24 protein-coding genes are annotated in these 26,626 nt (G+C 52.2%); 6 read left to right on the top strand and 18 right to left on the bottom strand.

Annotated features, from left to right (window positions below; genetic code table 11):
• Nucleotides 1-133: 133 nt before the first annotated feature.
• The 3 genes from ltrA to KP014_RS08440 form a co-directional block, all read right to left on the bottom strand.
• Complete coding sequence (gene ltrA / locus KP014_RS08450; RefSeq protein WP_036589107.1) at nt 134-1,534, bottom strand: group II intron reverse transcriptase/maturase; 1,401 nt, start codon at nt 1,532-1,534, stop codon at nt 134-136.
• Nucleotides 1,535-2,026: 492 nt separating this feature from the next.
• Complete coding sequence (locus KP014_RS08445) at nt 2,027-4,381, bottom strand: YhgE/Pip domain-containing protein (protein ID WP_090834515.1); 2,355 nt, start codon at nt 4,379-4,381, stop codon at nt 2,027-2,029.
• A 188-nt stretch (nt 4,382-4,569) separates the two neighbouring features.
• Nucleotides 4,570-5,154, bottom strand: coding sequence for a TetR/AcrR family transcriptional regulator (locus KP014_RS08440; protein WP_036592166.1), 585 nt, complete (start codon nt 5,152-5,154; stop codon nt 4,570-4,572).
• A 278-nt stretch (nt 5,155-5,432) separates the two neighbouring features.
• Between KP014_RS08440 and KP014_RS08435 the strand changes: the two genes are divergently transcribed.
• Entirely contained in the window at nt 5,433-6,620 is a 1,188-nt protein-coding gene (locus KP014_RS08435; RefSeq protein ID WP_036592164.1) for a UDP-N-acetylglucosamine--LPS N-acetylglucosamine transferase, read from the top strand.
• Nucleotides 6,621-6,697: 77 nt separating this feature from the next.
• Here KP014_RS08435 and KP014_RS08430 read toward each other — a convergent pair whose 3' ends face one another.
• The 3 genes from KP014_RS08430 to thpR form a co-directional block, all read right to left on the bottom strand.
• A complete protein-coding gene (locus KP014_RS08430) occupies nt 6,698-7,381 on the bottom strand; it encodes a metal-dependent hydrolase (protein ID WP_036592162.1) in 684 nt (227 codons plus the stop codon).
• Between the two features lie 51 nt (nt 7,382-7,432).
• Complete coding sequence (locus KP014_RS08425) at nt 7,433-8,386, bottom strand: cell wall hydrolase (RefSeq protein ID WP_036592160.1); 954 nt, start codon at nt 8,384-8,386, stop codon at nt 7,433-7,435.
• Nucleotides 8,387-8,449: 63 nt separating this feature from the next.
• A complete protein-coding gene (gene thpR, locus KP014_RS08420; RefSeq protein WP_246590672.1) occupies nt 8,450-9,058 on the bottom strand; it encodes an RNA 2',3'-cyclic phosphodiesterase in 609 nt (202 codons plus the stop codon).
• Nucleotides 9,059-9,125: 67 nt separating this feature from the next.
• Here thpR and KP014_RS08415 point away from each other — a divergent pair, with 67 nt between their 5' ends.
• Nucleotides 9,126-10,082, top strand: a complete 957-nt coding sequence (locus KP014_RS08415) for a D-2-hydroxyacid dehydrogenase (RefSeq protein ID WP_036592158.1) — start codon at nt 9,126-9,128, stop codon at nt 10,080-10,082.
• Here KP014_RS08415 and KP014_RS08410 read toward each other — a convergent pair.
• Nucleotides 10,079-11,017 (bottom strand): TRM11 family SAM-dependent methyltransferase, encoded by a 939-nt coding sequence (locus tag KP014_RS08410; protein WP_036592171.1) that lies wholly within the window; start codon nt 11,015-11,017, stop codon nt 10,079-10,081. The two genes, KP014_RS08415 and KP014_RS08410, sit on opposite strands and share 4 nt — an antisense overlap.
• A 216-nt stretch (nt 11,018-11,233) precedes the next feature.
• Complete coding sequence (locus tag KP014_RS08405; protein ID WP_036592156.1) at nt 11,234-12,643, bottom strand: deoxyguanosinetriphosphate triphosphohydrolase family protein; 1,410 nt, start codon at nt 12,641-12,643, stop codon at nt 11,234-11,236.
• Nucleotides 12,644-13,108: 465 nt separating this feature from the next.
• On the opposite strand from KP014_RS08405, the gene KP014_RS08400 reads away from it, so the two are divergent.
• Together KP014_RS08400 and KP014_RS08395 are read left to right on the top strand one after the other, a co-directional pair.
• Nucleotides 13,109-13,312, top strand: coding sequence for a TOBE domain-containing protein (locus tag KP014_RS08400; RefSeq protein WP_036592154.1), 204 nt, complete (start codon nt 13,109-13,111; stop codon nt 13,310-13,312).
• A 194-nt stretch (nt 13,313-13,506) separates the two neighbouring features.
• Nucleotides 13,507-14,484 (top strand): substrate-binding domain-containing protein, encoded by a 978-nt coding sequence (locus KP014_RS08395; RefSeq protein WP_036592152.1) that lies wholly within the window; start codon nt 13,507-13,509, stop codon nt 14,482-14,484.
• Nucleotides 14,485-14,567: 83 nt separating this feature from the next.
• Here the strand turns inward: KP014_RS08395 and modB are convergent, their stop codons facing one another.
• From modB to KP014_RS08345, 10 genes are all read right to left on the bottom strand, one after another.
• Nucleotides 14,568-15,230, bottom strand: coding sequence for a molybdate ABC transporter permease subunit (gene modB / locus KP014_RS08390; RefSeq protein ID WP_036592150.1), 663 nt, complete (start codon nt 15,228-15,230; stop codon nt 14,568-14,570).
• A gap of 27 nt (nt 15,231-15,257) precedes the next feature.
• Entirely contained in the window at nt 15,258-16,034 is a 777-nt protein-coding gene (gene modA / locus KP014_RS08385) for a molybdate ABC transporter substrate-binding protein (protein ID WP_036592148.1), read from the bottom strand.
• 296 nt (nt 16,035-16,330) lie between these two features.
• The gene (gene nikC, locus KP014_RS08380; protein WP_036592146.1) at nt 16,331-17,224 is read right to left on the bottom strand and encodes a nickel transporter permease; all 894 of its coding nucleotides are present in this window, start codon (nt 17,222-17,224) and stop codon (nt 16,331-16,333) included.
• A 12-nt stretch (nt 17,225-17,236) separates the two neighbouring features.
• On the bottom strand, nt 17,237-18,241 hold the full coding sequence (locus tag KP014_RS08375; RefSeq protein ID WP_036592144.1) for an ABC transporter permease: 1,005 nt from the start codon (nt 18,239-18,241) through the stop codon (nt 17,237-17,239).
• Between the two features lie 69 nt (nt 18,242-18,310).
• A complete protein-coding gene (locus KP014_RS08370; RefSeq protein WP_090834513.1) occupies nt 18,311-19,963 on the bottom strand; it encodes an ABC transporter substrate-binding protein in 1,653 nt (550 codons plus the stop codon).
• Nucleotides 19,964-20,098: 135 nt separating this feature from the next.
• Complete coding sequence (locus tag KP014_RS08365) at nt 20,099-21,091, bottom strand: ABC transporter ATP-binding protein (RefSeq protein WP_090834512.1); 993 nt, start codon at nt 21,089-21,091, stop codon at nt 20,099-20,101.
• Nucleotides 21,088-22,077 (bottom strand): ABC transporter ATP-binding protein, encoded by a 990-nt coding sequence (locus tag KP014_RS08360; RefSeq protein WP_036593547.1) that lies wholly within the window; start codon nt 22,075-22,077, stop codon nt 21,088-21,090. The genes KP014_RS08365 and KP014_RS08360 overlap by 4 nt, the downstream gene beginning before the upstream one ends.
• Before the next feature lie 288 nt (nt 22,078-22,365).
• A complete protein-coding gene (locus KP014_RS08355; protein WP_036593545.1) occupies nt 22,366-23,328 on the bottom strand; it encodes a helix-turn-helix transcriptional regulator in 963 nt (320 codons plus the stop codon).
• A 231-nt stretch (nt 23,329-23,559) separates the two neighbouring features.
• Nucleotides 23,560-24,249, bottom strand: coding sequence for a hypothetical protein (locus tag KP014_RS08350; protein WP_036593543.1), 690 nt, complete (start codon nt 24,247-24,249; stop codon nt 23,560-23,562).
• A 172-nt stretch (nt 24,250-24,421) separates the two neighbouring features.
• On the bottom strand, nt 24,422-25,123 hold the full coding sequence (locus KP014_RS08345) for a M50 family metallopeptidase (RefSeq protein WP_036593541.1): 702 nt from the start codon (nt 25,121-25,123) through the stop codon (nt 24,422-24,424).
• A 160-nt stretch (nt 25,124-25,283) separates the two neighbouring features.
• Between KP014_RS08345 and KP014_RS08340 the strand changes: the two genes are divergently transcribed.
• Together KP014_RS08340 and KP014_RS08335 are read left to right on the top strand one after the other, a co-directional pair.
• Nucleotides 25,284-25,769 (top strand): coiled-coil domain-containing protein, encoded by a 486-nt coding sequence (locus KP014_RS08340; RefSeq protein WP_051499820.1) that lies wholly within the window; start codon nt 25,284-25,286, stop codon nt 25,767-25,769.
• 51 nt (nt 25,770-25,820) lie between these two features.
• Nucleotides 25,821-26,525, top strand: coding sequence for an AIM24 family protein (locus KP014_RS08335; RefSeq protein ID WP_036593539.1), 705 nt, complete (start codon nt 25,821-25,823; stop codon nt 26,523-26,525).
• Nucleotides 26,526-26,626 lie beyond the last annotated feature (101 nt).

Genomic DNA, 26,626 nt, shown 5'->3' with positions numbered 1-26,626 from the left:
TATCCATGTAATATTTTTTAATCTCATGTTTTGAAATCGTTTTATTTCCCTGCAATAATCGAGTAGGAGGCTACCCATTAACTGAGTAGCCGACCTCTCACACCACCGTACGTACCGTTCGGTATACGGCGGTTCAACCGTTTAAGTGCAATTGACGTAAACGCTCGTACTGCGCAGGAAAGTCATAATATCCTGCCTGTGCGAGCTTTTCGTTTGTTATGGAACGAGACAGCACCGGGCTTCCGGCGATGCGCCAGTACCCCAGACGGGAGTTCCCCCACTGGTAAGCCTGCCATTCCGGTATCCCCAGCTTGCGCAGGTTCTGTACCTTGGTTCTCGGCTTCTTCCACTGTTTCCAGATGTACATCCGCAGGCGTCTTCGCAGCCATTCGCTCCAGCTTTTCAATATCCGTTTCATGTCGGCTACATAGTAGTAGCCGATCCATCCGCGAATGTAGACTTTCACTTTCTCCATGACTTGGCGAACATTCCTGCCCTGACTGCGGCTCGTTAGTTCTTTCAGCTTCTTCTTTGCTTTTGCGAGGGATTGCCCATGGGCGCGAATATACACCCCATTTCTGTTCTTTCCCAGGGCAAAACCAAGGAATTTGAAATACTTCCGGGCCACTACGCTGACTACCTTGCTTTTCCGCATATTCATCTGGAGTCTCAATTTGTTCTCCAGGTACTTCCGGCAAGACTCCAGAAGCCGCGTCGCTGCCCGTTTGCTTTTGGCTAGCACCACGATGTCATCCGCATACCGGATAACGTTCACTCCCCGTCTGTTCATCTCCTGGTCGAATTCGTTCAGATAGATGTTCGCGAGCAGCGGAGATAAAGGGCCTCCCTGCGGAGAGCCTTCCTCCGTTTTGCAGTGCACCCCATTCTCCATAACCCCACTTTTCAAATATTTCTTAATCAGTTCGGTTACACGCTTGTTCTGAATTTGTTTGCGCAAAAGATTCATCAGCAGTTCATGGTTCAGTGTGTCGAAGTATTTCGAAAGGTCGATTTCTACCGCGTGACCATAGCCTTGCTGCGCGTAATCTTTCACCTTACGGATGGCCTGCTGCGCGCTCCGCCCAGGGCGGTAGCCGTAACTTCCGTCTGAGAAGAGCGGCTCAAACAGCGGCTGCAACTGCTGGGCGATCGCCTGCTGGATCACTCGGTCCACGACTGTGGGTATGCCAAGCTTCCGTACTCCACTTCCATCGGGTTTGGGAATTTCCTTGCGCCGTACCGGGCTTGGCTTGTATCGGCCTTCCCGGATATTTTGCAACAGCTCGTCTCTATGTTCCTGCAGCCATGGCAGCGCATCTTCTACGGTCATTCCGTCGATTCCAGGCGCTCCATGGTTGCGTTTGACCTGCTTGTAGGCTCTGTTCAGATTGTCTCTGTCCAGAATCTGTTCCAGCAAGTCTGTTGCACCGTCTCTTTCTCTACTTTCCCGAATGCCGGCACTCCGCGCTCCCGCATACTCTTCATGTTCCACACGTTCCCTTTGCGGGCAGCCCTTTCGGTATTCTGCTTTCATCGCGCCGACTCTCCTTCCTGTATGTACTCGAGACTTACGATTGTTCGGCCCTTCCCGAGAAAAAAAAACTTCCCGGTACTATGGCCTCTGCTGACTTCTCACAGCAAGCTTTACTCCGTCTTTCGGATTTTTTTTTTTTTTTCCTACCGGGCGTCTGTGAGATCTCCCCGGGTAAGAGCGATAACCTTCCCCTCATCCATCTGCCACATTTACACCCTGGGATTCGGGCAGTATTGGACTTTGCTTTGTAGTGCAAGCTCGTCCGTCCCATGATGCCTTCTATGTGATTTCTGTTCGTCAGACCGAGGGTTTGCCTCCGGCTTCCTTCAGATTCCGCCTCGCGGCGGACACCCTTGCCTTTGGCTAACAGTTCCTACTGCCAAGCCTGTAGCGGACTTTCACCGCCGAGTTATCGCCCATGCCGGGCGCACACCAAAAAGCGCCCTCTAGGGGCGCTCCGGTTAAAAATACTTCATCTGCCTTAAACCGAGATTATACAGACAAAACTTGTTCACTATTTAACTCAGTTTTTTCGTCACGTCCACGGCTAATGAAGTACAACAGCGTGAATACGAGGGACACGGCTCCGTATATGGCAAGCGTGCCTGCGTCGCTCCACATTCTGCCGTAATCGCCAGTGGAGATGACCGATCTGAAGCCCTGCACGCTGTAACTCATCGGAAGCAGCGGATGAAGCGACTGCATCCATTTGGGTATGAGCTCCAGCGGGAATGTGCCTGCGCTTGTCGTCAGCTGGAAGATCAGCAGCACGATCGCCACGAATCTTCCGGGTTGATCCAGCCAGGTTACCAGGGCCTGAATCAGCCACATGAACGATAGGCTGGCGATAAAGGAGAAGACGTAGAATCTTGGCATACTCTGAACCTCAAGCCTCAGTCCGTAGAGCATAATCGACGCTACCACTAGAGACTGCAGAAGGCTCATGCCGGAGAAAATAAGGGTACGGCTCGCAAACCGGTTGAACCGGGAAGCTTCCTCCACCGTAGTGGAACGCAGCGAGATAACGATTGTACACATCAACGATCCGACGAATAGTCCCAGAGACAGAAAATAAGGAGCAAGACCGGTACCGTAATTCGGCACCTCGCTCAGCGTTTCCTGATTCAGTTCGACCGGCTCGGCGAACATGCTGACTGTCTCGTCGGTTGTCTTGACGCCACCCGTCTTATCCGCCGCATCGTTCAGCTTGCCCGCAAGCTCCGACGAACCGGTCTTCAGATCGGCTGTCCCGTCCTTCAAATCTCCAGCGCCATCACTCAATTTCTGAGAGCCTTCCGCAACAGAGCCGATCCCGCCGCCCAGCTTGGCGACACCTGCCGCAAGCGACGAGGCGCCCGCTTCCAGCTTAGCGGTTCCGTCCGCCAGCTTGCTGCCGCCCGCTGCGGCGCTGCCGAGCTTGGCACCGAACTGCTGCATCCCGGCCGCCAGCTTGCCGCCGCCGGTTGCCAGCGAAGCCGCGCCGGAGGCGAGTCGCTGCTGGCCTTCGGCCAACTGAGCGGCGCCGTCGCCGAGCTGCAGGGCGCCGCTGTTCAGCTGGCCTGCGCCGGCTGCGAGCTTCTGCGCGCCGTCATGCACCTGCGTCGCGCCCTGCGCCAGCTGCTCCTGGCCGCTGTGCAAATCGCTCGCACCCTGAGCCAGCTGCGCCTGGCTCTGCTGAAGCTGGGCGCTGCCGTCCGCCACCGCCTTGCTCGCAGCAATCAGCTTCTGCACATCGGCGCTCGCCGCCAGCTGCGGATTGGCCTGCGCCAGCTGCTGCAGTCCATCCGAGACGCTCTTCGCGCCGGCGCTTACCTTCGCGCTGCCTTCAGCGGAGGCCTTAAGCCCGTCTGCCAGCTTCGCGCTGCCGTCCACGGAGGAAGTCAGCCCGGCTTGCAGCTTCGAGCTGCCATCCGCGACAGACTCCGCTCCGCTCTTAAGCCGGGAGCTGCCGTCCGCAACGGCTCCAGCTCCGCCCTTAAGCTGCGCCGCGCCTTGGGCCGACTGCTGCAGCCCGCCGCTTAGCTGCTTGGCGCCGGCTGCCGACTGCGCGGCGCCATCTGTCAGCTGCTTATGGGCAGCGGACAGCTGATTCAGCCCGGAGGCAAGGGAACTGCCCCCCGTTTGCAGTTCGGCGGCGCCGCTCTTGATCGCGGCGGCGCCCTGCTTCAGCGGTTGTACGCCGTTAAGAAGCTTGCCCGTGCCTTCGGTCAGAACGACCAGATTATTTTTCAGCTTGGCCGCGCCATCGTCCAGTTGACCCGCGCCATCTGCGATTTTGGCCGCACCATCGCTGGCTTCGCCAAGGCCGTTAGAGATATCTGTTATGTTATCAAACACAGAATTCGCATAAGCTTCCGTAATTTTAGCTGATACTTTGGCCTTGAGCTCCTTGGCCGCCGAACCTGCGATCGTGCTGGCGGTAAAGTTCTCGCCCTGCTTCGGCTCATATATAAGCTGTGCGGGCTTCGGCTGATCATCCAGTACAGTCGTCGCATTGGCAGAGAAATTCTCCGGCACAATGATCGCTACATAATATTCGTCTTTCTTCAGCCCCTCTTCAGCCTGTTCGCGGCTCACGAAGACCCAGTTGAAATCCTTGCTCTTCTTAAGCTCCTCCACCAGATCTTGGCCGGCGTTTAGCTTAGTTCCCTCGTAATCGGCGCCCTTGTCTTCATTAACGATGGCGACCGGCATCTTATCCAGATTGCCATAAGGGTCCCAAAACGCCTTCAAATACACTCCGCTGTAAAGCGTCGGAATGAACAGCACGGCCAGGATGGTGAGCAGCATCATCGGTTTCTTAAGCGCCGTACCCGCGTCTTTCCTAAAGACAGATAATGATTTCACTCCGGTTCTCTCCTTTTACTCTTTTCTTTCTGTTTACGCAAAATAGCTTGTAATAATAACTGACTATTTTCCCCGGTTGGTCAATTTAAGGAACAAAAAAATGCCTCTCGGCTCTTGCTCTCGGTGAACTCCGGTTGATTTGGCAAACCTCAGTTGAATATGCGCGAAAGACGCCTGCCGCCATTCTCTTACGCCCTTTGCTGTGCCAGACCTTCAGCCAGAATCAGCCGGAAATACGATTTGATCTCTTCCTTGCTCAGGGGCGCTTGCAATTTGTTAAGCTCGGCAGTCAGCGTAATGTAGAGTTTCAGCATAACCACCGATATGACCTTGGGATCACATGGCTTGATTTCATTCTGCCTGATGGCGTGCTCCACCTCCCGTTCCAGATATCCAATGATGGCGCACTCGATCTTATCGAGTCCCTCCTGCGCCTGCGGCGTACCGAATTCGCGCTTTTCCTGGGAAAGCTTGATAATCAGTTCATGCTCGCTCCGGAATTCCAGCAGGGCGTCCAGAACACGCTGCAGGTTATCAAAGAAAGGCTTGTCGCGCCTAATCTCCCGCTCGGCAATGTGTTTCATCTCAATAATAACCGTGTGAAGAATCTCGTCAAACAACTGCTCCTTATTCGAAAAAAAAGTATAGATGGTGCCTTTACCTACGCTCGCGATTTTGGCCACCTGATCCATCGTTGTCGCCTTGTAGCCGAATAATGAAAAAGACTTTGCCGCCGCCTTAATCACCTGCTGCCTTCGATCCACCACTGCCATCTGCGCACTTCCTTTCTACCGCTTAGTAAATGCCGATCAAGCATGATGACTATTTTACGAATTTGGTCATTTTGTCGTTATTTAATTTACCACCTTGGGCGGCAGATTGCAATACGTTCCAACTTGTTTTATTTTTTAGTTCTTGCAGTGTTTTAACTTTCTCTTTACGTCTTATTTGTATAATGTGAAAAGAGTACAGAATTTCTGAGCAAATATGGCGTATAGTGAATGTAACAGACTTTGCAATTCTATCGAAATCGAAAGTAGCGGGTGAAATTATGCGAAAGAAAAGAGTACTGCTGTTTTCGGAAGGCTTCGGCACAGGACATACAGGGGCCGCCTATGCTTTAGCTGAAGGTATTAAGCGCCTCAATCCTGCAGTCCAGTGCCGGGTCATCGAGCTGGGCAGATTCCTGAACCCGACGGTGGCTCCATGGATTCTTTCCGCCTACCGCAAGACCGTCAGCAGCCAGCCCAAGCTGGTTGGAATGCTGTACAAAACGCAATATCACAGATCGCTGAACCGGTTCACCAAACTGGCGCTGCACCGTGTTTTTTATACGCATGCCCGGCAAGTCATCGAGCAGCTTAAACCAGATCTAATTATATGCACACACCCTCTTCCCGCCGCTGTCGTTTCCAGATTGAAGCATCTGGGGCTGAAAGTGCCGCTGTACACGCTGATTACCGACTACGACGCTCACGGCAGTTGGGTTAACGCAGAGGTGAACCGCTACCTCGTCTCTACCTCTCGGGTAAAGGCGATCTTGACGGGACGCGGCATTCCTTCCGATCAAGTAAAGGTAACAGGCATCCCTGTTCACCCCAAATTCTGGGAACGATCCAACAGGGAGGCGCTCCGCCAGGAGCTTGGACTTGCTGATATGCCCACGGTGCTGATTATGGGCGGCGGCTGGGGCCTGATGTTCGGCGAAGGGATCATGAACGCACTGACGGCCAAGATTGATCATATCCAGCTCATCTTCTGTATGGGCAGCAATAATAAACTGGTGGACAAAATGCGCAGCGATCCCCGGTTCCAGCATCCGAATATCACTGTTCTCGGATACAGCAGCGACGTCAACAAGTTAATGGACGCCGCCGATCTGCTGATAACGAAGCCGGGCGGCATGACCTGCACCGAGGCGCTGGCCAAAGGCATCCCTATGCTCTTCTATCAAGCCATTCCCGGGCAAGAAGAGAAGAACTGCCAATATTTTGTCGAGCTCGGTTTGGCCGAAATGCTGGACTCCGAGACGGTGATAGACAAATGGTTCCGGCTGCTGCAGCGCGAGTACGCAGAACTTGAGAAGCAGCGCCGCCTCCGGCTCTCCCCTGACCACTACCAACCGCATCACTGCGCGGTAACGGTGCTGGAGATGCTGATCAAGCAGGAGAAGCTGGCTGGGGAGAACGGCTCCCCGGCGCAGACGCGCGGCGACAAAGCGGTATACTTGGCTCCTTAATTTATTGATTTCACTGATGTACCGCCAAAAGGACGTCCGGCTGTTTGCCGTTCGTCCTTTTTTGTTGCGGCCGCTTCCTAAATCTCCACGCTCTCTCCGGCTTTGAGCGGGAATCCGGTGATGCCCTCCTGCTTCAGCCGGTTGCAGAACTCCGCTCCGTCCTGTTCGATCACCGGGAAAGTATTATAATGCACCGGTATTACCTTGGCCGCCCGCAGCCAGCTCGCCGCCAGCAGCGCATCGTCCGGACCCATCGTCAGCACATCCCCGATTGGAAGCGCGGCGACATCAATAGCATTGCGTTCCCCGATCAGCCTCATATCCCCGAACAGCGCCGTATCGCCGGCATGAAACAGCGTTTTGCCTTCAAGGGTCAGCAGAATCCCCCCAGGCTGGCCTAGATAAATCCAGTAATCGCCCTCCTGTATGGAGGAAGAGTGAAAGGCCGGTGTATACTTAACGGTAAACCCCGAAAAGTTTAGTTTGCCGCCTATGTTCATGTGCTTGACCTTCGCCCCTTTAATCCGACAGTACTCGGCAAGCTCATAGACCGCGAATATCGGGCAGTCGTTGTTCTTCGCAATCTCCACAGCATCTCCGAGATGGTCGGAGTGCCCATGGGTCAGCAGCACCGCATCCACCCGGATCTTCTCCGGAGCGATTCCCGAACCCGGATTTCCCGATAAGAACGGATCAAAGATAACCTTAGCCTCAGGCGATTCAACCAGCAGCGCGGAATGACCGTAGTAAGTAATTTTCATGATTATCCCTCCTCTACATAATAGTAGATTACCCCATTACGAGAAGATGAACTATCGATAAAAGCTATGATTTCCAATTTTTTCGGAAAAAGTCTGGGAATGGTGCACGGTAAGATCCTGGGCAAGCTTAAGCGAAAGGAAATAATAGGTGTCGTCCGTGACTTCCTTGACCCCGGAGAGCGCGGCGCTAACAGCCCTAATCGAGTCCTGATTTGGCTTTACCCGTTTCAGCCGCCCGTTGGCCACCGGGCTAAACTGATGTTTCTGGTATATGACCGCTTTAATAGTATTGGGAAATTGGGCTGACCGCAGCCGGTTTAGAACAACGTTGGCAACTGCCACCTTGCCCTTGTACGGTTCGCCTTCCGCCTCTGCCATTACGATTTTCTGGAGCAGAAGCACTTCTTCTTCGGATACAGCGTAGCTCCGGGTTGTTTGGTCGCGCTCTTCCCGGCTTAATAGCTTATTCCGTGAGAAGTAAAGTATTGCGGGGGGATGTTTCTGGGTTACAGCAGTCTTCTTGTCCTTGGATTGGCCCCGTGCTGTCCCTGCCGCCACCTTCCGTCTCGCTTCACGCGCGTTCTGCGGATGCCGAATTGGTGCGGCTGCGGAGGCCTTGTTCTTAGCAATTACGGACACCGGGGTGCTACTATCCTTCAGAACCCATTGTTTCACGCTCATCCATCCGGAGGCGGGCACAGGCTTCCAGGCGGTCGCAAGTGTCTGGGAGACGGTGGACAGCTCAGGATGGCTCTGCCGGACTATGGCGGCTCTGGCCTTGAGGGCCGGTTCCGCCGCCGGCTTGGTCCTCTCACTCACGTTCACTTTGGTATCGCCAGCCCGCGGCGCAGATAAAAGCAGCGGCGACTGCAAACGGCCCACATAGAGCTTGTCCCGCTCTCCGCTCAATCCGAGCTCTGGCAGCAGCAAAATTATCGCAGAGAAACACACCAGAATTACGCCGAGTAGCGGCAGCATCCAGCGGTTTTGTTTGAATATAGACATTTCAATCCTCCTAGTTTTTCGGCACATTCTTTTATATGTAACCTAAAATGAGAGGTTTGAACACTACTTTTTAGAAATTGTTAATGTTTCGACAATTTCATACATCGGTTTTTTGTGCATTCGCGTAACAAAAAGAACCCATTCCTCAACTCTCCAGGACATGTGAAGAGCATCCGCTTCCTGCTTAAACGCATTAAGATGTCCTGAGTTAAAAACACGCTCTCCCCTATATTTACGGGCCAGCGTCACATGGGGCTTATAAGCGCGCTCCTCGGCGTGAAATCCCAGCGGAAGCGTAGCCGCCACGATCCGGTTATGCAATTCCTGCAGCCGGTCCGTCTCACCCCCCACTCCCGCCCATAGGACGCGCGGAGCAGCCGGAGGCCCGAAGATGCCTGCTTCCCGCAAAGACAAGGTGAACGGCCTGCAGTCCGCTGCCGCCTCCTTCAGCGCCGACACTAACTCCGGAATGGACCGCGGGTCGGTATCGCCCAGAAACTGAAGCGTTATATGATAATCCTCTTCATGCGTCCATTTGGCAAAGGACAGCTCCCGTGACAGAGTGCGGCACATGCCGCCTACGGCCCCGCGAAGCTCAGGTGACAATCTCACCGCGGTGAACAATCTTTCAGAAGCCGTTCCGCCCATACCGACCGTCACTTTATCATTCATCGTCATTTCACCTTTTTCCACAGATTTGATATTCTTTATAGAGTACTTTGTATTGGGAGGGAACATTGTGGCAAAATCCATTGTTTGTCTGCATCCGCTCACAAAGGAACAGCAGGAAGCCATCCGTAAGGCCGCCCCCGGCTATACCTTAGCGCTAACCGATGCCAAGCAGCCGGACCTTGACATCCTTGCCGAAGCAGAGATTGTCATCGGTTGGACGAAAGGGATCTCTGGCCGCCTGCTCCGCGAAGGCACCCCGCTCCGCTGGGTGCAGAGCTGGTCCGCCGGTGTCGAGAAGCTGCCGCTTGACCGGCTGGAGGAACGGGGAATTGTGCTGACCAATGCAAGCGGCGTACACGCTGCACCTATCGCTCAAGTCATCTTCGGATTTATACTGCTCTTCGTGCGTAATCTGCATTCGGCCATCCGCAATCAGGACCGTCATCTCTGGAGTTCGGACGGGAACGAAAGCGAGCTCACGGACAAAACGGCGGTCATTGTCGGCACCGGAGACATCGGCGGCGAAACGGCCAGAATCGCCAAAGCCTTCCGGATGAGAACCATTGGCGTACGCCGGCTTGACGATCCTCTTCCCGGCTTCGATGTGATGTATACGACAAGCCGGTTGAAGGAAGCCGTGAGCGAAGGCGATTTTGTCATTAACACCCTGCCGCTCACCGATAAGACGCGCCGCTTGTTTGACGCCTCCGTGTTCTCTGCTTTTAAGGAGGGCGCCTATTATATTAATATTGGCCGAGGAGGCACCACAGATACGGGTGCATTGGTCGAAGCGCTGAAGAATGGACGGCTTCGCGGCGCGGGACTCGATGTATTCGAGACGGAACCGCTGTCAAAGGATCATCCATTGTGGGACATGAAGCAGGTCATTATCACTCCCCATATCGCCGGCTTAACCGATTATTACGGCGACCGACTTATGGATATTTTCACCGAAAATATGAAATCTTATCTGGCTTGCGGCGCTCCGTCCAAAAATGTGATCGACTACGGCCGACAATACTAATGGCACAGCCAAAGCGTCCGCTTAAAGGACCCTTTGGACACGGTGCAGCCGCCTTTAATCGAAAAACCGGCCGCTGCGATACTCTCCTCTACCGGCTGCGTGGAAATAATAACCGCGCGGCCGGTTAAACGGCGAAGCGCCTCCAGCATCTCCTTTGTATCCGCCGGGGAGAGCACCGAACACAGATTATATGGCATATCGAGCACGGCCGCGTCATAATGCCCGGACAGATCTCTCATGTCGCCGAGCGCGACGATATTCTCCGGGTAGCCGAAATGGCGCAGATTCCCTCTCGCCCCGCGCACGGCGAGCGGATTCAGATCGCATCCGGCCATGACCATGCCCATGGACAGCCCTTCGATCAGCACGCTCCCCATTCCGCAGCAGGGGTCGAGTATCCGCAGGCCTTCCGGACGCGGAGCGGCAATGTTGACGGCTGACCGGGACAGCGCCACGCCGAGTCCCGTCGAATAGTTATGCGGCTTAAGCTTGCGACGCTGCCAGCTCCTGTCGCTCTCGTGGTACTCGCCGAACAGAATCATGCCCTCATGCCTTGCTAGACCAAATACTCGGTCAGGCGATCGCATGTCAGCCGTTCCGATTATCTGCCTGCCGACTTTCCTCTCCAGCTCTCTGCGCTCTTCATAGGTTCCGCCCCCTTCCTTGGGACAGAACAGTTTGAAGGTCTCCCCTTCCCCAAGCCTGATCCCACTGGCGAAATGAGCAATTGCCTCCTCCGAATCCGAAGCGCATAAAATGTCGATTCTCCCCGATAAAAACGGGCTTCGGCTTGGATCAATCTTTTCCCGGGCAATAATCAGTCCAGGAGATAGAACCTCTCCCTGCAATAATATATCCAGCTCCAGAGAACACAGTCCGCTTTCATTCTCATGGCTGCGGTACATATACAAATAAGACGTCAATTTGTAATCCATTCGGTATAAGTCCAGCCTTTCGCGTTCATTTAAGGAACCGCGGGAATTCACTCCCGCTGCCGCATTCTATTATACCTGAAAACGGACCGCCGATTGCCGGGACCAATGCTATGCGGCGTTCTCTATCAAATGCACATAAAAAACGCCCGCTCCATATTCCGACAGATTAGGCGTAAAATTATAAATAATTATGATATTCTCTTATTTAAGCTGTCTTTAATCCAGATCATAGATTGAGCCGACTTTAAGCCCGAACATCTCATTGTAAATCTTCTCGGCAAAAGCATCCGTCATTCCGGCGATATAGTCGATCACCATATGCTCCCAGGTCCAAATCGGTCTTTGCTTCCGCTGGTCTTTCTCAAAACGCTGCAGCCAATCGGTAGGGATGATCGCTTTCGACGTATCGGGGTCCAGGAACGCCCCCCACAGCCTCCGCACAATCCACTCGCTGCGCTTCTGCAGCCGCTGAACACGCAGATCGCGAATCATCGTCACCCAGGCGAAGCTCTTCAGCACGCTTACCGTGCGCAGAAGGTCCTCGTCTTCTTTTCCTTCTTTAATAAAGGTAACCTTCTTCCAGTCACCATCCTGTATGACGCCAAGGCTGGCGACAAAGGTGCTGACCCAGTAGGCTTTGACTTCGCGGCGGGTTCGGGAATAATCGTTCTCACAGGTCGGCATTTTCTCCTTCCAGATACGAAGAAATGAGTTCAGCACTTCTTCTACCTTGGGCCGGATCGCTTCCTCCGTCCATCCATGCCAGAAAGAATCCTCCAGCGTCATGATTTTCTCGACAATCAGCCTTAAAATATAAGGATCATGCATGAAGAATTCATGAACTTCAATCTTCCCGGCCTTAATGCCGTCCTCAAGGTCATGGGCGGAATAAGCGATATCATCGCATAAATCCATCAGTTGGGCTTCGAGCGTCTTCTTCCCTTCCGGAATTCCCCATTCCGAGCGGATATGCGAGATATATTCCCACTCATGCAGGTACATTCCCTTTTTAAGCGTCGTTCCGGGAAACGGATACTTATTGATTCCAAGCAGAACGGCATCCGACAGATTGAGTCCGTCGATGTTCTCGCGCTTCTCCAGAAACATGATAAGCCGGAAATTATGCGCGTTGCCCTCAAAATGTTCATACTTGGTTCTCATCTCGTTGTAAATCTCGAGTTTGCGTGCCGGGTCCGCTCCTGTCGCCGCCGCCTTCTGCGTAGTTTTCTCCTCAATTAAGCGGTCCAAAATGCTGTCGAGCACTTCTTCCCCTTTATGGCCGAATGGAGGATGGCCGAAATCATGGGCAATCGCTGCACATTCAACCACCTCCGGATCAATGACCAGTCCCGGATTACCGGCCTGCTCCATGCCCACTTCCGGATAAGAACGCAGCAGGCTCTTAGCTGCCTCCCGGGCAATTTGAGCGACCTCAAGCGAATGGGTTAACCTCGTCCGGTAATAATCCCCCGTGCCTGCTCCGAATACCTGCGATTTCCCCTGCAGCCTGCGGAATGTCGGCGAATGAATCAGCCGGGAATAATCACGTTCATATACGGCCCTTGACGTCTCCAGACGGGTAATCTCCGGATATTGGCGGTGTTCTCTTAGTTCATTCAGTCTCATGCTCCCCTACCCCTTATATTATGGCTGTCTGTTTTTAATACTACATTATAATGCATTTTCGGCAAAAGTTTCACTAATCCCAGTTATATTTTTACGGCAAGATGAGCAAGTTGATAGGAGAGGCAAAGCGGCCCACTGTGTCGCAGTTTCTTAACATTCAAGTTTTTGACACATATAAATTTTCCATCATTTAACTCTAATGTGATTATACATTTATTAATATTCTGTTATTCACTCGTATTAACCTTTTATCGCCAAAATTACCGATTTTCAGGACACTGCAAAGTTTTTTCGTGAATTTTATCGACATTGCTCAAAATACCTTGATTTTCCAAACATTATATAGTAAGATTTCAATATAAACATTATGATTTAGTTGTATTTTGTTATAACTAGATATAATTAGACATCAAGATTTACATCACATACAACTCTTATTACCCAAAATTGAGAGGAGAATGTACAATGAAAATTAGTGCTAGAAACCAGCTCGAGGGCCGTGTAGTAGCTATAGAGGCAGGACCTATCAATGCAAAGGTTGTTATTGACGCTGGTGGACAAACAATCACTTCCATCATCTCCTTGGATGCTCTTGAGGAACTCGGAATTAAAGAAGGCGCTACAGTTACCGCCCTTTTCAAAGCTTCTTCCGTCCTGTTGATGGCCTAAGGCTTAACCGCTTTCTGAATAGCAGACGCAAAATAGAACCGGACGTACATCACTTTCGTGTACATCCGGTTCTTTTCAGTTGCCCGGCCCCTTCAATAATTGCGTCCGGATAGAAAATAAGGTAGTCTTGTGTTAATGCACCCATAGTGTGCGATGGCTGCTGACGCAGCCTACTTCTTAGGAGGCTTTACTTTATGTCTGACAATACATCCTATACAACCGAAGAGGTTGCTCAGCTGCTTAAAATATCAAAACTGAAGGTCTATGATCTCATTAAGAAAGGCGAACTTTCTTCTTATCGGGTCGGGAAACAAATGCGTGTGGATTCCTCGGACCTTGAACAGTACAAGCAGCAGTCCAGAGAGAGCGGACGCCAGGCATCCATGCTGACCTCTACTAAGCCGGGACTACACGGGATAAGCTCTACCCCTAACATCCCACCCCCGGCGACGTTCCGTTCATCCGCGCGTGAAATTGTCATCACCGGTCAGGATATCAGTCTGGATATACTAGCACAGCATCTGGAGAAATTCTCTCCTTCACTGCGCCCGCTGCGTTCGTATGCAGGAAGCCTTGACAGTCTAATTTCCATGTACCGCGGGGAATCGGATATCGTCAGCACCCATTTGCTTGACGGCGATTCGGGCGAATATAATATTCCTTATATCCGCAAAATGCTCGTAGGAACCAGCTATCTTGTTGTTCGCCTCTTGGGCAGGGCCGCCGGCCTGTATGTACAGAAAGGCAATCCCAAGGGACTGCAAAGCTGGAAGGACTTGGGGCAATCCGGTCTGCGGCTCGTTAACCGGGAGAGAGGATCGGGCGCGCGGGTGCTGCTGGATGAACAACTACGCCTGAACGGAGTGAAGGCACAGAATATCGAAGGCTATGCAACGGAAGAAATCAGCCATGTGACAGTTGCCGGCAGAATCGCCCGCGGCGAGGCCGATGTCGGTGTCGGGAATGAAAAGGCCTCCCGAATAGTCGAAGGCGTGGATTTTATTCCTCTCATTCAAGAAAAGTACGATCTGGTTATGCTGAAACGACCGGATAATCAGGATTGGATCTCGGCTGTGCTCGAAATATGCCGCTCCCAAGCACTTCATAATGAGCTTAACTCGCTATATGGTTACGATCTGTCCGAAACCGGGAAGATTATTTACGAAACATAAATTAATAGCAAACCCTCCCTATCCGCAGGCAACTGACAATGCCGGATCGGGGAGGGTTATTTACTATTCTTTATCAGTCTTTGTCAGGAGTAGCGGTTGACAAACATCAGCATGACCGCCGATATTGCGATAATCGAAATGACCCACAGCCAGGCAAGCGTCATATCCCCTCCATCCACAGCCACATAAATCGCGGTAGGAATCGTCTGCGTCCGGTTGGGAATATTGCCAGCAACCATAATTGTCGCCCCAAACTCGCCAAGGCCGCGGGCAAAGCCGAGAACATAGCCCGCCGCAAGCGTTCGGATCGCCAGCGGAAGCGTAATATAGCGAAGCACTTGAAGCTCTCCCGCCCCCTGAGCGCGCGCCGCATCTTCCAAATCGCGGTCGACTTCTTCAAAGCCTGCCTTTAGCGTACGATAAACGAGCGGAAAAGCGACAACGACAGCGGCAATTACCGCCGATCCCCAGGTGAATAGAATCGTTCCACCGGTTAAATTCTCGTACCATTCACCAAGCCAGCTCCTTCTTCCCAACACGACCAAAAGCACAAAACCTACAACCGTAGGCGGAAGAACCAGAGGCAGCAGCAGTACAGTTTCTATCAGGCTGCGGCCCGGAAACTTCCGGTTCGCCATCGCCTTGGCGACCACCGCCGCCAGGACGAATACAATCACGCTCGTGATAACCGCAATTTTAATCGATAACCACACCGGGGCCATAAAGTCGGTCCAATTGATGTCCATGTATACTCAACCCGCAGTCTTTATTTATTAGTAGAGCAAAAACCCGTAGGATTTGAATACGCTAGTTGCAGCATTAGTTTGGAGGTAGCTGTAGAATGCTTTGGCTTCCGCCTCATGTTTAGTTCCTTTTACAATACCGATCGGATAGTTGATCGGTTTGTGGGCGAAAGAGCCTACAGTAAGAGCGATCTTAACCTTCTTGGAGGTCAAAGCATCGGTTTTGTATACAAAACCTGCATCCGCGTTGCCTGTTTCAACATAGGAGAGCACCGCGCGTACGTCTTTGCCAAAGACCAGCTTGCTTTGCAGTGGGTCCCAAAGCTTCTTGGTAGTCAGGGATTGCTGTGCATATTGTCCCGCCGGCACGGATTCCGGTTGGCCAATGGCTACCTTCTTGAAGGAAGGACCCGTAAGCAGGGAGATCGTATTAAGCTTCGCCTTCGAGTTCGAAGGAACTACGACCACCAGTTGATTCTTCAGCAGTTCTTTATTTGCGGAGATGAGTCCGCCATCAATAAGAGCTTTCATTTGTTTGTCGCCAGCCGAGAAGAAAATATCAGCTGGAGCTCCTTGCTCGATTTGCTTCTGCAATGTGCCTGAAGCTGCATAGTTAAAGACCAGATCGATAGTGGGATGAGCTTTCTCGTATTGAGCTTCGATTTTGTCCAGGCTGTCCTTCAGGCTTGCCGCCGCGGATACCATGATTTTCGTTTTGCCTGCAGCCTCCGCCTTACCGCTTGTTACCAGAGGCGTTGCGGCAAATACTGCCACCGCCATTACTGCCATTGCCAGCTTTTTTAACATCCTTCCATTCCTCCAGTGTATGTATTGATATGATTAGGAGATATTCTAGCACATCTTCGATAAATCTACCATATTTTTTGTTATAATTCATATCATCGTGTTATATTTGAACAAAAAACGTCAAAACAACTCAATTCCTGCGAGGGAAGAAATGCTTACATATAAAAAGAGAATCAGCCGTACTGGATGCTTCCAACAATGCATAAAGCAACAAAAAAACCCTTCAGCCTGCCGGCGCCGGCATAGTTTAAGCCGAAGCGGCGGATCTGAAGGGTATTTAGAGAAAACGGAGTGTGCTAATTCTTCATCCGGGGGTCAAGCACGTCGCGCAGACCATCCCCCATTAGATTAAAGCCTAGCACGGTCAGCATGATGGACAGGCCCGGAAAGACGACCGTCCAGGGCGCCTTCTGGATAAACTGGCGTGAATCCGACAGCATTTTGCCCCATTCAGGCTCCGGAGGCTGGGCGCCAAGTCCGAGAAAGCCAAGAGCAGCCGCTTCGATAATAGCGGTCGCGATGCCAAGCGTACCCTGCACGATAATCGGCGTCAGGCTGTTCGGCAGGATATGGGTCAGCAGAATACGGGTGTTCTTCATGCCGATTGCCCGTGCAGCCGTAATATATTCTTCCGACTTCAGGCTGAGCACCTTCGCGCGTACAAGCCGCCCGTAAGTCGGAATGTTGACGATGGCGATGGCGTAGAGCGCGTTCTGCAGCGACGGCCCGAGAATGGCCACAATGGCGATCGCCAGCAGAATGCTCGGAAACGCGAGCAGGATATCGAACAGACGCGAAATGAGCATATCGATCCATCTGCCGTAAAAGCCGGCAAGCACGCCGAGCAGTGTGCCTACGATAATGGAGCCAATGACGGAGAAAAAGCCCACCCAAAGCGAAATACGCGCGCCGTAGATGATACGGGTGAACATATCTCTACCAAGGTCGTCCGTTCCGAACCAATGGTCCGCGGACGGCGCCTTCAGCCGGTCCATCAGCACTTGCTCCTTGTAATCGTGAGGGGCGATGAGCGGTGCCAACGCCGCGATCAGGATGAAGAAAACGATAATGCCGAGTCCGAGCATCGCCGTTTTATTTTTGCGGAATGCCTTCCATGCGTCGCGCCAAGGGCCGGAGACCTTTTCGGCAGAAGCCGCTTCCGAATTTACGTTCAATGATGCCTGTGACAAAAGGTTCCCTCCTTACTTGTATTGAATGCGCGGATCGATGGTGGCATACAGCAGATCCACAAGCAGATTGATGATAACGAAAATAAAAGCGATGATGAGAATTCCGGACTGAATGACCGGATAATCGCGCGAGCTGATCGCTTCAAATATATACCGTCCCACGCCCGGCCAGGCGAAGATCGTCTCTGTCAGCACAGCGCCGCCGAGCAGAGCTCCCGTCTGCAGACCGACGACGGTCAGAACGGGAATCAGCGAATTTTTCAGGGCGTGCTTGTACACGACGAGGAACTGTGACAGCCCCTTGGCTTTGGCCGTGCGGATATAGTCGGAATTCATAACCTCCAGCATGCTGGAGCGTGTCATCCGGGCGATAATCGCCATCGGAATCGTTCCGAGCGCGATGCTCGGGAGAATCAAATGCTTGATGACGGTCCACAGTTGATCCCAGCGTCCCGCTAAGATGCTGTCGATTACATACAGATTGGTGATGCTCTCCACCGGGTCCCGCTGATTCATCCTTCCGATCGAGGGCAGCCAGTGAAGCTTTAACGCAAAAACCAGTTGTTCCATGAGGCCAAGCCAGAATATCGGCATGGACACACCTATCAGCGCGATAATCATCGCGGTATAGTCAAACCATGAGTTCTGCTTCCATGCGCTCAAAATGCCGGCATTCACGCCGACGAAGGTGGCGAACAACATCGCAGCAGCCGTAAGCTCCAGCGTTGCCGCCAGGTAAGGCATGATTTCTTTGGCAATCGGCGTCTTGGTGCGGATCGAGGTTCCCAAATCGCCTTTCAGCAGATCGCCCATGTAATCAAAGTACTGCGAAATCCAGGGCTTGTCGAGACCGAGCTGTTCCCGCAGCGCCTGTTTGGACTGCTCTGTCGCCTTCTGGCCCAGGATCGTCTCCGCCGGATCACCCGGGATGGCATGTATGATGGAAAATACGATAATCGTCATGCCGATCAGTACGGGAATCAGCACCATGACACGTTTTAATAAATAGGAACTCAAGAACGGATCACCTTCCTTACACGGACTTGCCGCCGTTCTTTAGCGGCGGCAAGATCGTGTGCTATGAAGCTATTCGAAGTAAACTTCGCTGTAATATTCCGTGCCTGTCGGACTCGGAACAAAGCCTTTCAGATTCGCTTTGGCTGCAAGCAGCGGAGTCGTATGCACGAGCGGAATCCAAGGAGCGTCTTCTTTGATGATAACCTGAGCCTGCTTGTACAGGTCGGCGCGTTTGTTTTGATCGGTTTCTTTTTGCGCTGCAACCAGAATCTTGTGCAGGTCTTCGTTTACATAGAAGTTACGGTTGTTGCCGGGAATGGAATCTTTGTCAAGCAAGGTGTAAATGAAGTTGTCAGGGTCGCCATTGTCGCCTGTCCAGCCGAGCATGTAGATGTCATCCTTCTCGCCGGCTTTCGTGTCGTCCAGATAAGTTGCCCACTCCGGAGACTCGATGACGGTCTTCACGCCGATTTTCTCCCAGTCCGCCTGAATCGCTTCGGCGACCTTCTTGCCGTCCGGCATGTAAGGACGGGATACCGGCATGGCATACAGGGTTACCGTATCCGGCAGGCCGTTCGGGTAACCGGCTTCCGCCAGCAGCTGCTTCGCTTTGTCCAAATCGTACTCATAGTCCTTCACCTGATCGTTATAGCCCCACAGGGATGGCGGCATCGGATTAACGGCCGGCTGAGCCTGACCTGCGAAGAACGCGTCGATGATCGCTTGTTTGTTGACCGCATAGTTCAGCGCCTGTCTTACTTTAACGTTGTCGAAAGGCTTCTTCTTGAAGTTGAAGCCAAGGTAAGCGACGTTAAACGGAGGACGTTCGATCTTTTGCAGCTCACTATTGCCTTCCAGCGTTGACAGATCGTCCGGGCTTAAATCTTCCATCAGGTCGATTTCGCCGTTTTGCAGCGCGTTGAAGCGTGCGGAGTTGTCCGGAATGGAACGGACGATTACCTTGTTCAGCTTCGGAAGTCCTTCTTTCCAGTAGCTTGCATTCTTTTCGAGTGTAATGGAATCGTTATGCTTCCATTCCTTAAAGACGAATGGGCCTGTGCCGACCGGCTCGTTCTTGAAGTTTTCTTTCTTTTCTTTAATCGCTGTCGGGCTGGCGATGCCAAAGGACGTCATCGCAAGGTTTTGCAGGAAAGGAGCCTGCGGTTGATTCAGCGTAAACTGCACGGTCAGATCGTCGACAGCCTTGACGTCCTTAATGACACGCGAACCGTCAGGTCCGAACATGGAGTCATAGTAATCGAAGGAATCGCCTTCGAATTTATACTCGCTCTTCGGATCGCTCCAGCGTTGGAAGTTGAATACAACCGCCTCGGCATTGAAGTCCGTGCCGTCATGGAACTTTACGCCCGGATGCAGCTTGAACGTATAGGTCAGGCTGTCCGTCGATACTTCCCAGCTATCGGCCAGAGAAGGCTGGACTTCAGAGGTTCCCGGCTTGTACTCCAGCAGGGAATCGAATACCTGATGGTCGATTTTCAAAGATTCGCCATCGGTAATAATTGCAGGATCCAGCGAAGCGGAGTCGCCGCCGCGTCCCACAACAAGCGTATCCTGAGTCGATGCGCCAGCAGTCGCCGTGCTGGCCGGCGAACTGGTAGCCGCACCGTTATTCGAGCTTGCGTTGTTGCCGCCTCCGCAGCCGCTGAGCACGAGTCCCGCGCCAAGCGTTAGTGTTAAAGCCAGACTGCCCCATTTCTTCATTTTCGTTAAACCCCTTTCTCTCCACAAAATATATATGATGCGTTTATATAGAGCCGCTCTGAAAGGGCGGCCATAAACCACGTCCCTGCGCATAAGGCAGAATTTCCGGTCAAAGCCAGCCAGGATTCCCTCTATTTAGGCCAGCTGCGTTCTGGATTCCCCGTCATATAGATAACAGGCGGTTAAGTGTCCCGCTTCCGTCTCGGCAAGCTGCGGCCGCGAATTGCGGCAAATATCCATCACATGCGGACATCTTGTACCAAAGGCGCAGCCGACCGGCGCGTTCGCCGGACTCGGCACCTCGCCTTGGAGGATAATGCGCTCCTTCCGCAAATCAGGATCAGGCTCGGGAACCGCCGACAGCAGCGCCTGCGTATAAGGATGCTGGGGATGGGAATACAGCTTCTCCTTGTCGGTAATCTCCACGATCCGCCCAAGATACATCACTGCGACCCGGTCGCAAATATGCTTTACAACGCTGAGATCATGCGCGATGAATATGTAGGTTAATCCGAATTCGCGCTGCAAATCCTGCATCAGATTAATGACCTGCGACTGGATGGATACATCCAGTGCGGAGACGGGCTCGTCCGCCACAATCAGCTTCGGCTGGAGAGCAAGCGCCCGGGCGATGCCGATCCGCTGCCGCTGGCCTCCGGAGAACTGATGCGGATAGCGCTGAAGGTGAGCCTTCGACAGGCCGACAACGTCGGCCAGCCGCTGAACGGCAGCCTTGCGCTCCTTGGCGTCACCAACGCCATGCACGATCATCGGCTCCTCCAGAATCCGCTCCACAGTATTGCGCGGGTCCAGCGAGGAGAACGGGTCCTGGAATACGATCTGCATATCCCGGCGCCGCTTGCGTAATTCTTCCATGGACAGCTTTCGTATGTCCTGGCCCTCGAAGATGATTTCCCCGTTCGTCGGCTCAATCAGCCGAAGCAGTGAGCGTCCGGTCGTCGATTTGCCGCAGCCGCTCTCTCCCACCAGGCCGAATGTCTCGCCTCTCCGGACGGTAAACGAAATGTCGTCCACCGCCTTCACGAAGCCCTGCGTTTTATTCAGAAACCCTTTCTTAATCGGATAGTATTTCTTCAGACCTTTTACTTCCAGCAGGTTCTCGCTCATACCGCATCCTCCTGACTATGGTCATGCAGCCAGCATCTGCAGCTGTGCCGATTCTCCTGAAGCGTAAGCTCCGGCAGAGACTGGCGGCATATATCCATCACATGGGAACAGCGCGGTGCAAACCGGCAGCCCTGCATATTTTTGCTCAAAATAGGCACATTGCCCGGAATGGAATACAGGCGCTCGCGGGTCTCGTCCATTCTCGGCACGGAGGCGATGAGTCCCTGGGTGTAAGGATGCAGCGGATTTTTGAAAATATCGTGCACCGAGCCTTCCTCCACAACTTTACCTGCGTACATGACCGCCACCCGGTGGCACATTTCCGCAACGACGCCCAAATCATGGGTAATCATCATAACGGCCGTGCCCTGCTCCTCGTTGAGACGGCGGATCAGATCCAGAATCTGCGCTTGGATCGTCACGTCGAGCGCGGTTGTCGGCTCGTCCGCGATCAACAGCTCCGGACTGCAGGAGATCGACATCGCGATCATCACCCGCTGCCGCATACCTCCCGACAGTTGATGCGGATACTCGTCGATAATGGCCTCCGGCCTTGGGATGCCGACCTTGCGCAGCATTTCCACTGCATGCTCGCGGGCTTCCTTTTTGGACAATCCCCGGTGCAAACGCACCGTTTCGACAATTTGCTGGCCAACGGTGAACAGCGGATTGAGCGAGGTCATCGGCTCCTGGAAAATCATGGATACGGCGTTGCCCCGAATTTTCCGCATATCCTTTTCCTTGAGGGGCACGATGTCCGTACCCTTGAATACAATGCGGCCATCCACAATACGGCCCGGCGGATTAGGCACAAGCTTCAGCACGGACAAGGAGGTGACGCTTTTTCCGCAGCCCGATTCTCCCACCACGCCCAGCACCTCACCGGGATTGATATAAAGATCAACGCCGTCGACCGCAGGCACTTCGCCTTTTTCTGTAAAAAAATGCGTATGCAGATTCTCAATTTGTAAAATGGGTTGGATCAAAGAAACTTACCTCTCTTCCGGCAAATAAATTGAACAAAGGTCAAATTTGAAGCAAATAAAAACTCTCCGGTATAGAGAGATTAATAACCTAACATCACATGAAAGCAATAATCTGACACCACATGAAAGAAATGCTGCTTTAAACCAACAGAGCTGTCATATAAATTGACTTTACTATATATGATCTGCCACGACAAGAATAATTTTCAAAAACACGGGCAGCCTTTTTTTCATTTATATGTACTTGCATGCGCTTTCATGAAAAAAGCACTCAAAAAAAAGACTGCGCTATTTATATAGCGACAGCCATTTCTCTAGTTGATAGCGCAAAACTTCTCTGTAATGGACGGGCTCGATTATTTCCGCTGCTTCTTTAAAGTTCGTCACCCACTCAATGAACTCCCTGTCCCGCTCAAGCGAGACCTCAAAATAGGCGTACTTGCCATGCTGCTCCGTTTTTACAGGGGCAATTCCACTCTTTCCCCTCCTGATTTCCTCCAGCACACCGTCAGAAAACCTGACCTTAAACACCACACGGAGGCTGTCCTCATCCACAGACCACTTTTGTTTCGTGAATGCCTGCAAGTTGAAAGGCTCTTTGGAAAAATTCTTGTCCGTTAGTTTAACATTCGTCAGATCATGGGTGTGAAAGCTTCGGATGGCCTTCAGACGGTGACAATATCCGATAAGATGAAAACGATTTTCCAGAGGAACCAGGTAATACGGATCAATTTCGAGTCCGTTCTCTTCCTGAGCATTGTCGAAGTAATCGGCGCGAATGCTTTTTTGTTTCAGCACGGCACTAAGGATATGGATTAAATGGGATTGTTCCGGCCCGGCGCCGTTTCGTTCCAGCCAAAGAGAACCGACTTCCTTCTTGGCGTTCTCCATTTTTTCTTCCCTGTCCGCCTTCTGCTTGTATTCGGCCGCCATCACTTTTTCATAAGCACTCTCAAAGCCCCTGGGCATCAGAGGCTTAATCATTTCTATAGTGTCGCTGAGCTGCGAAAATGCGGCCGATTCCTCCGATGACCAGTCCAGGGGGTACAACGCAAAATTGCCGATAAAAGCATATCCTTTCCCATGTCCCATGTGGGTAATCGGGATATGCATAGCGCTTAGAGCATCCATATCCCGATAGATCGTTCTCTCGCTGGTACCGCAGCGTTCAGCCAACTCACGCGCCAAAATGCCAGGCTTGGCCTGAACGAGCGTAATAATACGCATCAGACGGATTAATCGGTCTGTCATAATAACTTCTCCTTGCCACAATTAGTAAAATAGACTCATTGAATAAAAAATATATGGATATATGTATCTATTTTATAAAAATTAAAATTCTATATAATAGATTAAGTAGTAGAACTATTTTACTATTTTAACACACTTAGCATTTTCCCTCTTCATTACTCTTCTGGTTTACAAGTGAATATTCTCACAAAATATTGAAGTGAAAACCTTATCCTTCGGCTGCACACGATCTCACACTGCGGATGTTTGCTCCTTTTCAATCTGATGAGACTTCCGTTCGCACTGTATGTAAAGCGACTCGGCTTCACGCAGCAGGACAGGATCTCCGGAACGCGCAGCCATCAGCAGCAGATTATCCGCATGACGCCGCAGTTTCTCCCGGGCAAGCATTTGCTGTCCGTCAGCATATAGTAATAACGCCTCAGCAATAGTCTTCTCTACTTTTAACAGTTCCACATGCTTCTCTACATAAAATGAACTGGCCTTATCGATGTATCCGGTATGGCGGCTGTATTCAAGACTCAGCTTTTGTACGGGCAGCTCCCGCCCACGTTCACCAGGCCGCTGTCTGTATCGCCACTGCAGCCACAGCATTTCATGCCTTCCTGCCGCAAGGGATTCCAGATTAAATTCAAGTGCAATATATTTTCTCTGCCCTGAGCGGATGGCGCCAAGCGAGAACAGGAGTCCCCGATCCCCGCTTTCCGCAGGACGGCAGCCGTGCACCCTGTTCAGGCTCACATAGGGCTCTAGCCATATACGAAGCTCAATGTCGCGTGCAACTAATTTCTGGGACTTCTTCCCGCCTGTACTCGGCTGCGCAGCGCCGCACCATTCGATAAGCAGGACGGCCTTTTGCGATTTTCCGGAAAAAATGTAATCATGGCTCCATGTGTAAGCCGGTTGAACGCTGGCATGCATTATTTCCACCTCTTTCTTTTTTTGGGTTTTCTATTAATGTACCAATGTTGGCGGACAACTCCTTGTCATGGAATATATGTTCGGTTTGATATTATCGACAAAAAAAGAGCCGATTCATAGAAAGTGAACCGCTCTCGAAGAACAACAGCTATAAATGGCATTTTGCAATGAGTTATTTCATTCTTCTTTGGCGCAGTTGGCTTTCGCGATAGGGGCGCGGCGAACGAAAGAAGGATTCCAGCGCCCATTTGGCGCAAAGCAGGGAGAACAGAAAAAATAGTATAGCCCAAAGGATAGCCGGTATCCCGGTAAGACGGGCCAGATTGGCGGCGTCGCCCGCGCGTGATGGCGAATAGGCGGATGCGGTAACCAGATAAAGAGTGCCAACGACGGATTCCTCCAACGTCAAAAAAGCCAGCAGCAGGTAATAAAACTTGCGTATTCCTTTGCCGGTGAGCAGCATGACGATATTGAGCCCGGCAAATCCGGCCAGCCACAGCATGCCAAAGCCGCCCCGCACATAGAGCGCCAGCATGATTAGCGCGATGCCGGACGATAGGATCAATCCCAGCTCCTTGCGGCCTCTGGCATATAAATAGAAAAGAAGAAGCGCAAACAGCGAAGCGGAAGGATACCCGGCGAGCGATACCAGAAAAGGCCGAAATCCTGCCTGAACGGCTGAGTAAGTCACCCCGCTGTGGTCCGCATATAATTCAATCCGCAGCACCTGTCCCGACAGCAGCAGTGTAACGAGCGCATGGCCGAATTCGTGGATCATCGTATCCAGATTGCGAAACAGGCTGGAAAAAGGAATCCATCTTGTCAGCAGAACCGAGCCGACCAGAAATAGAATGGTCTTCAACCAATTGTTCAACTCAAATCAACCCCTTTACAGGTCCAAAGTATACGCTAACTCCCGCACCTCCTCAACAAAACAATGGAGATGAGGCGGCTATTGCCGCAATTTGTCGTACACTGGCGTGTTATAATAAATGATAGGAAAACATACTTACACGTCAGGCGGTGATCAACCTATGAAGTCAAAGATTCTTCCTTCACTGCCGCGTCTGCTGTCCGCTATCCTGCTGACTGGAATCCTCTATACTCTTCCCGCGCCAGCGGCCCATGCGAATATTTTAGGCGACCTGTACCGCGGGCTGGAGCAGTTCTCCGAGCTGCCTGACCAGGTGAATGATCTGCAGGAAAGCTATCATCAGACCGTAAACGAGCTGGAGCAGACAAAGGATGAGCTTGGACAGACTATAGATGAACTGGATAAAACCAAAAATCAGCTGGAAACGTACCGCAGCGAGAACACCTTGCTTCAAGACCAGAATCGGCAGCTTACCGTGATGATCGATGAGCTTAGAGACGAGCGAGCCGCGAGGGAAAGCTATATACACCGTCTTAAAGTGACTGCTATTACAGGTCTCGGACTGATTGCGGGTTATTTTATTCTCACCAGAGTGATCCGCCTTGGCATGCGAAGCCGCTCGGAGCGGGGGGACCGATTGCACTAATATCCAAATCCGGCGGGGAGCGTCCCTGATTATGAGAAAGGAGTGCGGGCGGTGAACGCTGAAGTACAGGACGGAGGAAACGCCTTGAGCGGAGAGGCTTTGACTTTCACGCTGGAGGAGAATGAGGAAGTGCATGTGCTGCATCCGCAGCAGATTATCGCCTATCAGGGGCCGTCCTCTGGTCGGGCTGACAGATTTATGGATGTAAAGGGAATGTACCGCAAGCGCAAGCTGATTCGGGCGGATATGACCGGCCCTTGCCGGTTCACGGCGGCTCTGCCTCCAGGCTACAGGGTCAAGACGGTTATGCTGGACGGCAAGGACGATCTGCTCTATGACTTCAAGCACCTGTTCTATTACAGCAAAGGAATTACCATGCAGACCCGTGTGCTTAGCGTGAAGAACATGATCGTGACCAGGGATGTCGTCAAGGTCAGGTTCTCCGGCAGTGGAAGCATCGGCATCCTGACGGAAGGAACCGTATGCGAAGCCGCTCTGGACCCGGTGCAGCCTTTATATGTCGATGCGGGGAGTGTGATCGCCTACCCCGAGAATGCCCGGCTGGAACTGACGGTCTACGGTAATCATCTGGCCAGCCAGCATATGAACTATCACTGGAAAATGACCGGCAGCGGTCCTGTCCTCTTTCAAGCCGGCCGGCAGAACCGAAGGTTTGAACGGGAGAACGATGAGGACGGCCTTTTCAAACGATTCCTAAGGGAGATCCTCCCCTTCGGCGGCGTATTTATCAAGTAACCGCCGCCGGGAAGGAAATGGGCGGCAAAAATCAAAATGGCCGGTTCCAGTCAGGATCTGACTGGAACCGGCCATTTCGCGTCTCAATTCGCGGGCCGCAT

This window comes from Paenibacillus sophorae (assembly GCF_018966525.1).
Classification (GTDB): domain Bacteria; phylum Bacillota; class Bacilli; order Paenibacillales; family Paenibacillaceae; genus Paenibacillus_AQ; species Paenibacillus_AQ sophorae.
The sequence above is the reverse complement of the archived record's forward strand: the minus strand, read 5'-3'. Positions and strand labels throughout refer to the sequence as shown.

Coding starts and splice junctions, on each gene's coding strand:
- ltrA (WP_036589107.1), bottom strand. CDS start 1,534: ATGAAAGCAGAATACCGAAAGGGCTGCCCGCAAAGGGAACGTGTGGAA.
- KP014_RS08440 (WP_036592166.1), bottom strand. CDS start 5,154: ATGGCAGTGGTGGATCGAAGGCAGCAGGTGATTAAGGCGGCGGCAAAG.
- KP014_RS08435 (WP_036592164.1), top strand. CDS start 5,433: ATGCGAAAGAAAAGAGTACTGCTGTTTTCGGAAGGCTTCGGCACAGGA.
- KP014_RS08430 (WP_036592162.1), bottom strand. CDS start 7,381: ATGAAAATTACTTACTACGGTCATTCCGCGCTGCTGGTTGAATCGCCT.
- KP014_RS08425 (WP_036592160.1), bottom strand. CDS start 8,386: ATGTCTATATTCAAACAAAACCGCTGGATGCTGCCGCTACTCGGCGTA.
- thpR (WP_246590672.1), bottom strand. CDS start 9,058: ATGAATGATAAAGTGACGGTCGGTATGGGCGGAACGGCTTCTGAAAGA.
- KP014_RS08410 (WP_036592171.1), bottom strand. CDS start 11,017: ATGGATTACAAATTGACGTCTTATTTGTATATGTACCGCAGCCATGAG.
- KP014_RS08405 (WP_036592156.1), bottom strand. CDS start 12,643: ATGAGACTGAATGAACTAAGAGAACACCGCCAATATCCGGAGATTACC.
- KP014_RS08400 (WP_036592154.1), top strand. CDS start 13,109: ATGAAAATTAGTGCTAGAAACCAGCTCGAGGGCCGTGTAGTAGCTATA.
- KP014_RS08395 (WP_036592152.1), top strand. CDS start 13,507: ATGTCTGACAATACATCCTATACAACCGAAGAGGTTGCTCAGCTGCTT.
- modB (WP_036592150.1), bottom strand. CDS start 15,230: ATGGACATCAATTGGACCGACTTTATGGCCCCGGTGTGGTTATCGATT.
- modA (WP_036592148.1), bottom strand. CDS start 16,034: ATGTTAAAAAAGCTGGCAATGGCAGTAATGGCGGTGGCAGTATTTGCC.
- KP014_RS08370 (WP_090834513.1), bottom strand. CDS start 19,963: ATGAAGAAATGGGGCAGTCTGGCTTTAACACTAACGCTTGGCGCGGGA.
- KP014_RS08365 (WP_090834512.1), bottom strand. CDS start 21,091: ATGAGCGAGAACCTGCTGGAAGTAAAAGGTCTGAAGAAATACTATCCG.
- KP014_RS08355 (WP_036593545.1), bottom strand. CDS start 23,328: ATGACAGACCGATTAATCCGTCTGATGCGTATTATTACGCTCGTTCAG.
- KP014_RS08350 (WP_036593543.1), bottom strand. CDS start 24,249: ATGCATGCCAGCGTTCAACCGGCTTACACATGGAGCCATGATTACATT.
- KP014_RS08340 (WP_051499820.1), top strand. CDS start 25,284: ATGAAGTCAAAGATTCTTCCTTCACTGCCGCGTCTGCTGTCCGCTATC.